The sequence below is a fragment of the Streptomyces sp. NPDC059906 genome (assembly GCF_042730645.1).
Classification (GTDB): domain Bacteria; phylum Actinomycetota; class Actinomycetes; order Streptomycetales; family Streptomycetaceae; genus Streptomyces; species Streptomyces rubrogriseus.
Genome location: NZ_JBHWKU010000008.1, coordinates 207,629 through 221,201, shown reverse-complemented (window position 1 = coordinate 221,201; position 13,573 = coordinate 207,629). Strand labels below are relative to the sequence as shown.

Annotated in this window: 11 protein-coding genes and 1 pseudogene; 2 read left to right on the top strand and 10 right to left on the bottom strand. The window is 68.3% G+C overall.

Annotated elements, in window-relative coordinates; translation table 11 throughout:
- Positions 1–16 precede the first annotated feature (16 nt).
- Together ACFV9J_RS15715 and ACFV9J_RS15710 are read right to left on the bottom strand one after the other, a co-directional pair.
- Complete coding sequence (locus ACFV9J_RS15715) at positions 17–445, bottom strand: hypothetical protein (protein ID WP_385354427.1); 429 nt, start codon at positions 443–445, stop codon at positions 17–19.
- Between the two features lie 65 nt (positions 446–510).
- Entirely contained in the window at positions 511–1,809 is a 1,299-nt protein-coding gene (locus ACFV9J_RS15710; protein WP_385354425.1) for a hypothetical protein, read from the bottom strand.
- A 491-nt stretch (positions 1,810–2,300) separates the two neighbouring features.
- On the opposite strand from ACFV9J_RS15710, the gene ACFV9J_RS15705 reads away from it, so the two are divergent.
- On the top strand, positions 2,301–2,813 hold the full coding sequence (locus tag ACFV9J_RS15705; RefSeq protein ID WP_385354423.1) for a tellurium resistance protein: 513 nt from the start codon (positions 2,301–2,303) through the stop codon (positions 2,811–2,813).
- Positions 2,814–3,005: 192 nt separating this feature from the next.
- Here the strand turns inward: ACFV9J_RS15705 and ACFV9J_RS15700 are convergent, their stop codons facing one another.
- The 5 genes and pseudogenes from ACFV9J_RS15700 to ACFV9J_RS15680 all read right to left on the bottom strand — a co-directional run bounded on the left by ACFV9J_RS15700 (position 3,006) and on the right by ACFV9J_RS15680 (position 6,707).
- Positions 3,006–3,551, bottom strand: a complete 546-nt coding sequence (locus tag ACFV9J_RS15700; RefSeq protein WP_385354421.1) for a contact-dependent growth inhibition system immunity protein — start codon at positions 3,549–3,551, stop codon at positions 3,006–3,008.
- A 357-nt stretch (positions 3,552–3,908) separates the two neighbouring features.
- Positions 3,909–4,295, bottom strand: a complete 387-nt coding sequence (locus ACFV9J_RS15695; RefSeq protein WP_385354419.1) for a PrsW family glutamic-type intramembrane protease — start codon at positions 4,293–4,295, stop codon at positions 3,909–3,911.
- A 223-nt stretch (positions 4,296–4,518) separates the two neighbouring features.
- A pseudogene (locus ACFV9J_RS15690) lies at positions 4,519–4,833 on the bottom strand (ATP-binding protein); the annotation flags it as partial.
- Positions 4,834–5,009: 176 nt separating this feature from the next.
- Positions 5,010–5,489: a hypothetical protein gene (locus ACFV9J_RS15685; RefSeq protein ID WP_385354417.1), complete on the bottom strand. Its 480-nt coding sequence runs from the start codon at positions 5,487–5,489 to the stop codon at positions 5,010–5,012.
- A gap of 468 nt (positions 5,490–5,957) precedes the next feature.
- A complete protein-coding gene (locus tag ACFV9J_RS15680; protein ID WP_385354415.1) occupies positions 5,958–6,707 on the bottom strand; it encodes a transposase family protein in 750 nt (249 codons plus the stop codon).
- A 122-nt stretch (positions 6,708–6,829) separates the two neighbouring features.
- Here ACFV9J_RS15680 and ACFV9J_RS15675 point away from each other — a divergent pair, with 122 nt between their 5' ends.
- Positions 6,830–7,120, top strand: a complete 291-nt coding sequence (locus ACFV9J_RS15675; protein WP_385354413.1) for a hypothetical protein — start codon at positions 6,830–6,832, stop codon at positions 7,118–7,120.
- Positions 7,121–7,548: 428 nt separating this feature from the next.
- On the opposite strand, the gene ACFV9J_RS15670 is transcribed toward ACFV9J_RS15675, so the two are convergent.
- The 3 genes from ACFV9J_RS15670 to ACFV9J_RS15660 all read right to left on the bottom strand — a co-directional run bounded on the left by ACFV9J_RS15670 (position 7,549) and on the right by ACFV9J_RS15660 (position 13,517).
- On the bottom strand, positions 7,549–8,652 hold the full coding sequence (locus ACFV9J_RS15670; protein ID WP_385354411.1) for a PASTA domain-containing protein: 1,104 nt from the start codon (positions 8,650–8,652) through the stop codon (positions 7,549–7,551).
- 166 nt (positions 8,653–8,818) lie between these two features.
- Positions 8,819–10,531, bottom strand: a complete 1,713-nt coding sequence (locus ACFV9J_RS15665) for a GTPase (protein ID WP_385354409.1) — start codon at positions 10,529–10,531, stop codon at positions 8,819–8,821.
- The gene (locus tag ACFV9J_RS15660; protein ID WP_385354407.1) at positions 10,509–13,517 is read right to left on the bottom strand and encodes a GTPase domain-containing protein; all 3,009 of its coding nucleotides are present in this window, start codon (positions 13,515–13,517) and stop codon (positions 10,509–10,511) included. The genes ACFV9J_RS15665 and ACFV9J_RS15660 overlap by 23 nt, the downstream gene beginning before the upstream one ends.
- Positions 13,518–13,573 lie beyond the last annotated feature (56 nt).

The following is a 13,573-nucleotide window of genomic DNA, read 5'->3' as shown; positions in this document are numbered from 1 at the left end:
GGACGGGCTGTGGCCGTCAACGGGTGTAGAAGTAGATCTCCAGATCGGCGGCGCCGGAAGCGCCGTTGAACCAGAAGTCCCGTGTCGTCGCGTCGGCGAACATGGTGGGGCGCGCCTTGCGCAAGGACTTGTTGACGTCCTGCGCGTACGCCTGACCGTCACTAGGATCGGCGGCCTGGCCGAAGGTCAGTACGAAGGCTGCGCTGCGACCCTCGAAGCGAGCCGTGGATTCGCGAAGCCGTTCCACCATCGTGGCGTCGTCGCCCACCGCGGCCGTTAGATGGATCTTCACCGGTTTACGCTCCACCGAACGTGGCCCCGTCGGTGTCCGGCTCGGTTCCGGTGACGGCTTGGTCTCGGCCGGCTTCGAGGGGCGGGCGGAGGGCTGCGCGGCAAGAGGATCGCCACGGTCTCCCATGGAAACCAGAGCGAGCACGAGCAACATGTCGGCGAAGAGCCATCCGGCCAGATGAAGCGGGGTGAACCGGAGGCGTCGCCTCAGCGGGCTCCTCACCGCACCGGTCCGACGCCGGCGCCCGGCTCATCGGCCTGTCGCAGTCGGCTCTCCGCGCGGCGCTGGGCGGCCTCGGCACTCGCCCGCGCCGCTTCTGCCTCAGACCGCGCCGCCTCGGTTTCGCGAAGGACCCGCTCGAGAACGTCGGTTACTGCGGCGAAGCGATCCGTCGCCTCCTGAACGGCCCGGCCGCGAGCCTCGACACCGAGCAGAACCTCCCGGGACACCTCGGCGGCCTCACCGGTTCGGTCGGCCACCGCGCCGAGATCGTTGAGGAGACGGCCGTTGACATCAGCCACGACCTCGACACCGGTGGTGAACCCGCGCTGCGACGCGGCCAGTACGGTCAACGACTCCTCGACCTGTTGCGCCGCGTCCGACAGGGCGCCGCGTACGCGGTCGCCGTTGTCCCCGACCGCCGTTTCCAACCGGTCCGCCGCGCGTGCGAGAACGTCTCGCATGGCGTCCCCGGCGGTCCTCAGCTCCTCCAGTGCCTTGTCGAGGACGCCGGTCTGCCCGCTGAGCGCATCGGCCAGACGGCGACCTGCCTCCGTCAGCGGGTCGTCCAAGCCCTGTACCGCTGTCTGAATGGCCGTTCCGCTGTCCCGGACGGTCTCCTCGATCCGCAGCACCACCTGTTCGATCGGCCTCACATACGCCTCCGCCTGGGCGAGCCGCTTCTCCGCCTTGTCGGCGGCCGCACTCACCAGCTCGGCTGCCCGTGTGAGTTCCTCCTGCGTGGCGATGGCCTTGGTGTGCATGCGCTGCAGTCGGCCGGCCGCGGAGTTGAGCTCCGCCGCGAAACGCTGGGGCGAGGCGAACCGGTGCTCGTTGAGTGAGAGCTGCGCACGCGTGAGAACCGGAACCAGACGGGTCAGGGCCGCTCGGGACCTCCCCTGGGCCTCTTGCTCGCGCCGCTCGGCGGCGGTGCGCCGGTAGCCGTGCACGGCCGTGAGAACGAAGAGCATGAGCAGGGCGAGGCATCCACCCACGGCGACATGGCCGAAGCGGAAGGTCTGGCCCAGGTGCCCGTCAAAGCCGGACTGCCACAACTGAAGGAACGGCCGTCCGGCAGCCTTGGGATCGTCCCCGGTGAGCGCCCCGTAGGCACTGGATGCCTGCCACAGACCGAACCAGGTGAAGAGCAGCGGCAGGAAGACCAAGGCGCCCAGTACCCAGTCGAGTGCGGAGTCGAATCGCTCACCTCGACCGTTGTCCGCCGGCGCCGCGATGCTCTCCGGCCGGGCGAAGTGGGCCATCAGGTCCAGATCGGCCCACGGGTCGAGGGCCTCCACGTCGTCGGAGTCGAGTGCCTGTGCCAGCGCGCGCAATTCTTCGGCCCGTGGGGCTAGTGCGGGGTTCTGCGCTATGTCCCCGAGGTGACGCGCTGTCACCCCTTTGTCGAGCTGTATCCCCGTGATCATTCCCCACCCCTGCCCGGTGACTCCGGGACTTCGTGCAAATCCGAGTGCGGCGAGGACTGGGCTGTGGTGGCTGCCACGTAGACCCTTGCCGCACAGAATGAACTGACGGAGACCTTCACATCTCCTTCACTAGACGCGCAATAATAGACGACGATCACACGGCTTGGGCGGCGTGGCGTAAGGCGGTTACGCAGATCAATGAAGTATGGGGGCGTCCGTTGAGCGGCGACGGAAGGCAGCGCGGCATCATCGACCTGAGCGGAGGACGGGCCGGGGCTGCAAGGCCGGCGTCGCTCTCCCGTAGCGTCGACCTCACCAGGCAGACACCGCGTGCCGAAATCACGGGGCGCGGCGTCCTCCAGATGAATCTGAACTGGTCGCTCACGGCAGAAGCCGACCTCGACCTGGGCTGCATGGTCCTCACCCGTGACGGAGTCGGAACGGCCGTGCAGCCCCTCGGCGCGCAGTTCGGCGATCTCGACGCCTGGCCCTACGTCAGCCTCGACCAGGACGACCGGACCGGCGAGTCCTCGGACGGCGAGACGCTGCGTATCAACCTCGAGTACCGGCATCAGTTCACCAAACTCCTCGCCTACGTCTACCTCTACGAAGGCGCGGCCGACTTCCGCACCCTCGGAGGCGTCGTCACCGTCAGCGCGCCGAGCGGAACATGGCGTCTCCCGCTCGACGACTCCCCGGCCGGAGCGACCTCGTGCGCCATCGCCCTGCTGACCCCAGGACGGAGCGCGGCGCTCGACCTGCGGCGCGAGGTCCGCTGGTTCGCCGCCACACCGTTGCTGTCGGATCAGCAACTCATCGACGCCGCCTACGGCTTCGGCCTCGACTGGGTGCCGGGGGCCAAGCCGCCGCTCTAGCCGTGTCAGCACGCCTTGTTCGCATCCCAAGCATGACAATAGCGTGTTAGCGACGTCAACGCATTGTTCTGTGCTGTGCTCGTCAGCGAGATGCATCACTTCGCGGGCCTCACAGGCCGTTGGACGTTACCGACCGGTGGAACCGCTGTTTCAGGGCATGAAGTCCGAATGTCGACGACCGCAGTGCCTGGTTCACGCCTCCGGGTAGCGGGAGACGGTGCCGTGCACGTCCCTCAGCCATCGCCGGATGTCCGCGCCCGCGGGCGGCGACACCTCCATGCCCAGGAGCGAGACGGCCTGCTTCAGTTCTCCGTCGGTGCCGGCCAGTGTCAGCAGGCGGGAGATGTCCGTGGCGAGTTGATTCCGGTCGTCCCGGGAGGCGTATTCGTCGAAGAAGTCCTGATGAAAATAGCTGCCGAGGAACTGGTGGAGTTCGGGGAATCGGGCCCGGGCCTCCCAGCTGCCGGTGGGCAGGGACTGCGCCGCCGGTACGGGATTCTCGAGCTGGCGGACCAGGTGCGCGCGGATGATGCGGAGACAGTCCTCGACGCTCCTTCCCGCCGGCGGCTCGATCTTCGGGAACAACTCGACGTCGCCCGCGATCTCGGACGACTGAAGACCCACAAGGAGGAGATCGTCGAGCTGCTGTACGGCCGTAGCCGCCCGTCGGGGGTCCTGGGAGACGATTCTCAGGTATCCGGACAGCGCCGGGCCGCCCCACACTGTCGCCCTCGGCACGCTCGGCATCCAGTAGTACGTCAGGCATGTTCCGCTTGCCGCGCTGCAATTGGCGGACGTCGACGGCCATGGCGACGGCCAAGCACGCGAGCGGCGCAGCCCACGCGTTCGCATCCGCCGTCTCCAACCATGGCTCGGCCCACTCACCCGGTTCCTGCACGACGTAGTTGTGCAGCGTGTGGTACGCCGAGGCAGCGACGAGCGGCACCGGTGCCAGGAGGCGCACCCAACCCTGGGTACGCCACAGCATGCCGACGCCCAATCCGGCCACGGACGTCCACACGAGGTATGTGAACGTGTCTGTCGTCGGGACGGCACCCGTCGACAACTGTCCGAACGGAGCGGGCAACCAGGCTGTTAGCGCCTGGTCAGGGCTCGGCACGTAAGGTGCGAAGAGCGAGTCCGGGACAACCCACGCGCCGTCCCGCACGATGACTCGATCCGCGACCAGGCCGAACCTGAGCACGCCTCCAGCAGTCCGAATCCACCGCCCAGGGCCGCGCCCACCACCACGTAGTCGGTCAGCCCCCACTGCCGCCGCACCTTGAGGCTCAGCCCGGCCAACAGCAGCGGGGATATCTTGACCAGTTCCTCCAACCACGGCGCGACCGCGTAGCTGGTGGTGTTCTCCACTGTCACCAGCGAGAGCCCGGACTGGTTCGCATAAAGGCGCGTGTACGCGAACTCGACCAGGCCCGCCGCGACACCGCACCCGTACACACCCACAGCGAACGCGATCAGCACGGTCGACAGCCGCAGCGAACGTGTCGGCCATGAGCAACGGGGATTGAGCTGTTGGCTTGATCGCGAGTTGGCGGGGGTGCACCTCAGTCGGCGTGATCAGCCGCTCGGAAGTCGCACTCGGCCCAGACGGTCTACCGCTGGGCGGATACGGTTCGCTGCCCCACCGGTCGGCGAGGGCGGCGACGATGAGCAGCCCTCGCCCCGACTCGGCGTCCGGCGGCCTGAGGAAATCCGCCACGGGAGAGGGCAGCTGGTCCCCGCGGGCGTCAGTGACCGCGACGCGCAGGACGCCGGCGGCCGAGTCGTTGGCAAGGGCGAGGCGGAAGTCGCGGCCCTGGACCCGGCCGTGCAGCGCCGCCTTGGCGGCCAGCTCCGCGACGATCCGCTCCGTGCGGTCGGCGACTCCGGGTGAGACCTGCCAGGTCCGCAGCTGCTCGGAGGTGAGCAGACGGGCGAGACGGGCACCGAGCCTGGTGGATGAGAACTGCAGCGTGAACGTCTGCGTGGCGGCGGGGAGCCGAGGGGTGCTTGTGCTCATGGGACCACGGTGGTGGGCGCGGAGGGCGTCTGCCAGGGGTGGCCCGCGTACGCACGGTTGTCGTACGGTCACCCTTTGCGTTGTACGCGGATACAGCACCCCTGCGAGTGCGGACTGGCGACCATGCTCGGTGATAGGCACGCCAGGATGGCCCGCGGGCCCGCCCGACCATGGCGTCAGGTAGTGACGCCGGCGCCGCCTATGTAGTCGCCCTTGCCAGCGTCGTCGTAGACGAAGAGCATGTGCCCCGCGCCCTCACTGAGGTTGTAGTCGTACGTCGTGTACTCGACGGCGGCGGACGTTCCGGGCGCTGACACCACGGGCCCCGTGGGCAGCGTGCCGGTAGCAGTGACGTACTCGAGCTGCACGTAGAAGGTGTCACCGTCGTTCTTGGTGTCGTAGACCCAGAGCTTTTCGCCGTAAGGGTGCCACTCGATCTTGCCCAGCCAGGCTCCCGTGTCGGGGTGGTACAGATTGATCTTGACGGCCTTTCCGCCGGGGTCATGACGGAAGTAGGTGCCGTCGTACGAGTCGCCGATGGAACAGGGGCAGTTGTCCGTGTCGACGTACTTGAACGTCAGTCTCGGGTCGGGGTTGTACGCCTGTGCCGACGTAGCTGTCCCGAGGCTCGCTCCTCCCGTGAGCAGCGCTCCCACGAGCAGAGCTCCCAACCGTCGTCCGATCCTCATCTGAACGTCCTCCCTCGCAGGTTCTCAGCTCGCCGGCGGGCCGCGTGCCGGGGGCTTCATGTCAGGCACATGGTCCAGGAAGTGAGTGGCGGAGGGATCCTGAAAAGTTGCAGGGTAGGTCGCCTTGTTCCGTGAGTCCTACCGAGAGAGCTGACACCCGATGTCCGTCAACCAGGCATCCTGGGAAGCTGCGGTACGTCACCTGTACGAGGACGCGTACCCGTACGACGCCACAGGCCCGCGCCGCCACGAGGACTGGGTCCTTGACCTCCTCGCGCTGATGGCGCGCGTACCGGACCCGCGAGGCTGGTCCGGTCTCGACGACGCGGCCCAGGCGCCGGAGCGCGAGACCTCTCCCACCTACCCCTTCGCCGTCCACTCCCGGAACTACGTGGCGTCGCGCCTGCAGGAGATCGACCGGAACAGTGAGCCTTTTCAGCGGTGCCGCTCCAGGGTGAGGATGGCGGCTGCGATTGACGACATGCGGTTGGGACTGCACCGGGCCTTGCGGAAGATCCGCCAGGACTTCAGTCGTGCGACGCCGCGCTCGACCGGGGCGCGTGCTGCCGACAGCGCGCGGTTGACGGTTTGCTGGGTTGGTGTGAGGCCGCGGCCTGGTGGGCGTCTGCGTGGTGTTGTCACCCATGGGCCGGCTCTGATGTAGGCGCGGTCGGCGAGGATCGGGATTCCCTGGCGTTCGCAGATTCGGATGATCCGGTGAGTGCGGGCTGCGGTCAGGTCGTGCGCGCGGCCGGGCAGGGCGGGCGAGATCCACAGCAGTCGTCCGACTGGATCGCTCACCACCTGCACGTTCACGCCGTGACGTCGGTGCTTTTGAGAGAAGTCGGCCCGGCTGTCGCCTACCCGGTCGCACTCCGCGAGGGTGCCGTCCAGCAGGACGTAGTCGGGGTCGGCTTCGCGCAGAGCCCGCAGGAGCCCGGGTGCGCGGTCCGCGAGCAGCGCGATGACTGCTGTGGTGTAGGCGTGGGCGGTGCCGACGGAGATGCCGAAGCCTGCCGCGAGTTGGGCGAGGGTGTCATGGCGGCGCAGGTACACCAGGCCGACCAGCGCAAGCTGGTGCGGCGGGAGTTTGCACCGTCGGTCACCCTCGCGGGTGACGATGAGCATGGTGACCCACTCGACCAGGGCGTGAGGCAGGTCGACTGCGGCAGAATACAGAACCAACGCGGCTCCTGTGCCTGCGGGTTGAGACTTCGAACACCTCCCCCAACGGCACGGGAGCCTCGTGCGTTGCGGGCACTGATCCCGTCACCCGATCAGTGGCCACACTGAAAACGCTCAGTGCCGTGAATCTGCTTCTGGCCCTCACCGATGACCGCTGCACGCTGTCCAATCTGAGGCAATTCACGGAGAGTGAGGAGGAATTGCGGGTGATGGCGCGCACAGTACTCGGGCGTTACGGCGATGGGGCCCGATATCACACCAACATCAATATGCCCGGTCATGTGCGTGGCGCGCTCGACTTCACGTCGTCGAGTTGTGCGTACAGCCCGCTGAGCGTTTACACCGAGGACTGTGGCTTGGTCGTCGTTTCGGACACCGAGGTCGGCATGTTCTGGAACTTTTCTGACTGCTGAGCGGATGCCCACCGGCGTCCAGCCTTCGCGTATTGATGGATGGGCAGTCCGAAAGGCTTCGCCTCAGGGTGATCGAGACATGACGGGCTGTTACGCATCGCGTTCCACCGCTACTACCGCCACAATGTCCGGTTCCCGAACCCCGACAGGGCGACGTACCGCCGGGCGGTGGTTCGGTTGACTGAGTCGGTCGCCCGCCGCGTGTGAGCCCCCGGCGGTCGCTGAACCCGAGGGCGCAGCCTTGTCGCCGGGCACGGTTGGCGAGCCATTGCTGGTCGGTGATCGGACAGTCCGTTTTGTGTGAGCCGCTGTGCGGACGGCATGGCGCTCGAGACGAACTGTCCCATCATGTCGCCAGGCTCAACGCTCACCCCGGTTGCCTCGGTATCCCGGGCGGGCCTCGGAGCGCTGCTCTGCGGGACCTACGGCTACGAGTGCCAGCGGTCGCGGCCATCGGAGCCGGGGCCGCAGACCATTGGCGTCCCTGCCTTGGTCACGCCTGTGGCACCCGGAGGTGAGCAGAAGGAGCCGGGGTGCACGGTGCCGACATCGCTGCCGCCGTCGTCGGACGACGAGGAGTCACCTCCGGTCGAAACGCCGCCGCCAGTCGTGCTGTCGCTGCTGCTGCTGCTGCCGTCGTGGTGGTTCGGGTCGTTGGCGGGGATCTTGTACGTCGTGTCCTTCTTCGACGGGCACTTCTGGACGAGATCGGCGTCGGTCCACTGACCCAAGTCGAGGTGAACCGTTGTGGTGGAAGTGACTTCGTCGTCCTCGTCGGGGCGCTGGAAGCACACCCGCCACTCGTCGCCTTCCTCGGCGGCCTCCTCGGCCGTGGGCGCGTCGACGTCGAGGTAGACGTCGTCGAGCGTGATGCTGCCGAGGTCGATGCCGGCCTGGTTCAGCGCCTTGACCGCCGTGTTGTAGGTGTCGCCGACGACATCCGGCATCGTCGGCCACGGGAGCGGGCCGCCGTCCTTCGACGGACAAGGCTCGTCGTCCTTCACAGCGGCGAAGGCAACGGACTTCGCGGTGGTGTCGACCTCCTGGAAACACACCGTCCAGGTCGACCGCACCACGATCGCACGGTCTTCCTGGGACGCGTCACGACGCCCGGACGTGAAACCGGCCGAACGAGCGCCCTTCTCCGCCTCGTCGAGGGCCTTGCCCGTGTAGTCGGCGAGTGCAGGGGCTTTCGCAGGGGTGGAGGACGGAGCGGCCTCGGTGTTCTTGTCGTCCGTGTCCCGTGCGCTGGCTACGGGCTTGTCCGGCTCGCTGTCGTCGAGCTGTCCGCTCATGCCCGCGCTGATCAGCATCAGGAAGAAGGCACCGAACGTGGCGCCGAGCTTCGCGTACCAGCGCCATGCAGGCAGGACCCACACGGCCACCATGGCAGCGATCATCACGAGGAAGCCGAGCCCGAGACTCACCGCGCTGAGGAGGGCGACGAGGCCCAGGAACCCAAGCAGGGCGGGGGTGGTCTTCCACCAGGACCGGGACGGGGGCGGAGTGGTAGGGGTGTTGTACGGGTTCACGGTTGCTCTCTTGTTCTCCGGTGTTCAGGGTGGATCGGGCCGTGCCGACTCATGTCAGGGGGTAAAACGTTCAACAGCAATGAACGCGCCAGTGTTACGGCAGCGGTCGTTCACTGACCGCGTACGCCGCCGGTACGTCCGCCTGCCGGGGCCCCGGCCCGCCGGGTCAGCCTGTGGCCAGATCGATGAGCCTGTTGGCCGCGTCGCGCAGACTTCCGATCTCTTTCAGCGCCGCCTCGCGTGTGGCGCCGATCTGTCCGCCCGGGCCGGTGAGATCACCCAGTGCGTGTTCCACGTCGGCGATCCACCCGCGCAAGTGCTCTTCGCCGGCGTCGACCAGGCCGTCCCGCTGCTGGAGCGCCACGTTGGCGAAATGGTCCCGGATTTCCTTCCGGTGCTTGTCCACCGCCATCCGATTGCTCTGGTCCTTGATGATGCTGACCGCATCCAGGGCGGGGCCCATGACTACCGGTGCCCACTGGGCCTTCCCGGCCCAACTGGAGACCTTGTTGGTCGCGTTGACCTTGCCCCACGGCTTGAACTTCTTCGCGCCGTTGGTGACCTTCCCGCCGGAGTCGAGCAGCTTCTGGCCCACCTTGTTCTTGTTGAGCCAGTCCACTACGGCAGCTGCCTGCTCTTTGTCGCTCGCGATCTTCCTGAGCCACTCCGACAGCTTTCCGGCCCCCTGCTTCGCAGCCTGCTCCGCCGCCTTCTTGACTGCTTCTTCGAGAGGTGACTTCGCGGGTGTGGTGGGATTCGCCTCGGGCGGGTTGACGTCGTTCACCCACTCCTCGGGCTCCGGTACGACATCTCCGTACTCGGCGGTCAGCGCGTCGTACGCCGCCCTCGTCGCGGAGGAGAAATTGATGTCGAAGTCGGTGTGGGAATCGACCAGCTTTCCGGCGACATCGGTCGCGATGCCGGTCGGGACGGTGCCCTTCTTCTCCGAGACACTGTCGGCGATCCGGCCCCCTTCCGTTCTGATCCTGGCGGCGACGACCTCGCTCTCCCTCTCCAATGCCTTCAGCACCCCCTCCCGCGCGAGGGAGAGCGACGCCTCGACCTTCTCCGCGGTCCGCACGGCGTCGAGGTCCTCGCCCCGCAGGTGCCACATCCCCTCGGCGTCCGCCAGAACCCGGAGGAGTTCGTACGCTTGCGCCCTGGGACGGAGACCGTTGACCCCGGGAGCGACGAGTCGCCGCAACTCGGTGGTGAGGGCGTCGATGCCGCTCCGGGAAGCCAAAAACTCACGTTCCGTGTCCGTGAGTTCGAGATCATTGGCCGCGTCGAGGAAGTCGCGGGCATCGGTCGAGACGATGGGGACCCGTTCGGCGAAGGGGCCGAGCCGTTTGCGGATCTCGTCGAGAATGACCCCACGGTCGCTGTTCTCGGCGTTCATCTTGTTGACGACGACCACACTTCGGTCGGCGAAACCGTCGGCGTCGAGCGCCCGGACAATGGCCTCCGTCTCGGCCTCGCCGGGCAGTTCACTCGTCGTCACGATCATCAGCGCGTCTGCGCCGCGCACACCGCGTTCCGCCGAGGCCAGGTGCGAGTCGTCGCCCGACAGGGTTCCGGGCAGGTCGACCAGGGTCACGCCGTTCCATGGGTACGGCGTCTCCTCCAGTGTCATGGGTGCCGCGTCGACGAGTTTCTCGACCTCGGCCGCCGGGAGTCGGAGGAGTGCGGCGATGAGTGTCGACTTCCCCGCGCTGTACGGGCCCAGGAGCGCGATCCGCAGCGGGCTCGTGTCCGTGCGGGGCAGGGAGGCTGTCAGGTCCCGGGTGCGCGGGTGGGCGTTCAGAACCTCCTCGGCCCGTGCGCTCAGGGCGAGCACGCGGGCACTCGGCCCCCCGTCAGCCGTCGTCCGCAGTCCCATCGCCTTCTCCGCTTCTTGAATCCGGGCGGACCTCGATCCGCTCGGTGAGGACATCCACGAGGTGCTTGTGCAGGTGTGCCCGCACGTCCGCGACGTGGGACGTATCGGTCCAGACACGGAGTTCGACCCCTGGCGTCCGCCGTGCTCGGCGGACGGCCGCTGGATCCCCGCCGGCGAGAGCGAGCAGCCGGCGAGCCAGGGTGAGGTCGATCGTGTCGAGGGCGGACCGCACGGACAACTGCAGCCGACCGAGCCGTTCGAACCGCTCGCGGGTGCTGCCGATGCCCGCGGTCTCTGCCGCGAACTGGGCCTCGACCTGTGCCGTCGCGTCCTCGAGGACGCTCGCCAGCCGGGCGTCGACCCAGTCGAACAGATCGTCGAGGCAGGTCTCGGCCACTTCCGTGGCCGTTTTGGTCCACTCCTCCTTCGCCTGCCGTGCGCGGTCGATCTCGCTGCTCACCGCTTTCATGGCACCGAGCAGGGCATCCGTCGCGTAGAGCGCCGCGGTGACGGGAACGGAGGCAGCGGTGGTGGCGGAGGCGGCCAGTTTCTTGGAGAACACCTTGGTGAGTCCCTTGGAGAGCCCCTTGGCGGAGAGCGAGTCCAGGAGGGTGGTGGCCGCCCCCTTGACGGCGGCTGACGCGATCTTCGGGCTGGGCTGCGGTTCCACGCGCGGGTCTTCGTCGTCCTGCCGCTCGGGGGTGCTCGCCGGTGCACGCAGCGTCCGTCCCCGTTTCCGCGCTTGCCGCACGAGTTCGTCCTCAAGAGCGAGGAGCAGGCCGTCCCACTCCAGTTCGGTGAGGAAGTCGCTCCACCGCTGTGCGTGGTCCTCGCCGCCCAGGTTCCGGACCGTTTCCGGCAACTGCTCCCGGACCCGGTGACGTTCGGCTATGAGACGTTCCTGCGCCTCGCGGCCCGCCGTTCGGAACGCTTCGAGCAGCGCGGCCCGCTCACCCGGCGTCGAGCGTTCCAGTGCGTCGAGTGCGAGACCGATCCGCGGGAGCTCCTCGATGGCCCGGTCGTGGAAGGCGGAGAGCGGCCGTCGCACGTCCTCGGCCAGCCGTACGGCACGAAGCGGAATCGAGCGCTCTGCCAGGAGCCGGGATAGGGCCAACTCCAGTTCGAGAAGTCTGCTCGCCTCCAGGGCTTTGTCGCCCAGTTCGCGATCCTCCACGGACAGCGACTCGTGCGCGGCACCGGAATGGACCGTGAGGACGACGGGCGGGGCGGCCCCGGCCGCGCGGGCGACCTGCTCGATCCGAGCGGCGTGCCCCGACGCTGTTCTGAATTCTCTGTCCGGGGACTTGGCGAAGACCGCGAGGCGCGCGGTTTCGTTGACCTTCCCCTTCACATTGACGACGGCCAGCAGCGGCTTCCCCGAGAGGAGAAGCCGCTGGAACTCCGCGGCCTCCTCGTCGTGCATCGTGTCGGCGTAGTTCCAGATGACCGCGTCGGCGCTGTCGCACGCCGCCCGCGCGTGCTGCGCGTCGAAGTCGTCGTCCTTCGCGGCGAAGCCGGGCGTGTCCAGGTAGGTCACGGGTCCGACGTCGAACGCGGCGGTCTTGCGTGTGGTGCGGTGCGCCCCTTGCCCGATCCCGGACCGGTCCGCGTCGCGCGTCAGGGCCTTGCGGAGCGTGGTCTTCCCGGACTTGGTTCTTCCGGCGACAGCCACGAGCAACTTGCCTCGGACGGCAGGCAGGGGTCGCATGGCATCGCGAAGTTCACGCTCGACCGTTCCGACGCGGCCGATGACCCTGACGAGTCGCTCGCTCTCCACGGCGTGCCCGGAGTGCCCCGTTCGCTCCGTTCGCCGCAGGAGGTCCTCGACTTCGGCCCGGAGAACGGCCTGGACGGCGCGGTAGTCCGAGCGGCTCGTGTCCACCGCTGCGGGCGGTAGGGCGAGTTCGCCGACCAGGGGGGCGAGAGCCTCGCGGAGCCTGGGCTCGCTCTCCCGCAGGTCCATGGCCGACGCCACGCGGTCGAACAGCGCGATGTTCTTCGTGTACCAGGACTCGAGAGCGCGCAGCCGGCCGGCGTCGTGCCGGGAGCCGACCGCGAGGAGCCCCGAGGCGAGCCGTGCGGCCGAACTCGTGGCCGGCGGCGGTACGGCCAGGGACGTGGCGGAGGCGGGAGGGGCGGCCGCTGCCGGTGTCGGCGTCGGCCCCGGCGTGTGTGCGAGCACGGCCCGGCAGCCGTCGGTTGCGAGCAGTTCCAGAGCGCTCCCCGTCAGGGCGCCGGTGTCGCGGGCCGTGAGTGCCCACACCAGGGCGTCACGCCGGTCCGACCTGAACCCGGAGTGCGCGTCCGGCCCGAGCCAGCGCCACCATCCCGGCTGTCCGGAGAGGAACGCGTCGTACGCCTTCTGCGCCGCGACGAAGTCCCGCACCTTCTCGAGCCGCGCCGCCAGCTCCCGGTTCTGCAGATCCTGGGCCGCCGAGACGCTGTGCTGGAGCACGAGCTCCCGAGCGGCCGCCGCCCGACGGGTGGCGCGGGGGCGGTTCAGGTCGGCCAGAGCGCCGTCGAGGTCTATGTCGATGTCGCCGATCGAACGCCAGATCTCCTCGGGCCAGTCCTGATCCGCACGACAGTACGGTTCAAGGGCCTTGGGTATCAGTCGTTCCGCGGTCGTCACCGACGCGCGGTCCGTCCGCAGCACCTCCACCGGGACACCCTCAAGGGCCCGAAGGTGCGACCGCGCTCCTTCGAGCCGCGCCAACTCCCGCAGAGCCCTGGCCTCGTCGGGGTCTGCCGCCGTACCGGCCAGCTCGTGTTCCTCGACGCACATCGACACAGCGTCCGAGACCCACGAAAGCGTGCTCCCGTACGCGGGCAGACCGGCACACCCGTACTCCTGCGCCACTGCGTCCACGTTCTCGGCGAGCCGTCGGAGCGCGGCCTGTCCGGCCATGGCGTCGACCCCCAGCGGCTCGAGCAGGAGGGCCAGGATCTCGGTACGGGGACTTGTGCCTCCGGGCACCTCGGTCACTGTTGCTCCTCATGGGGATGGTGGTGACGGACCACGCCCTTCGCGCGGGCGGCGGT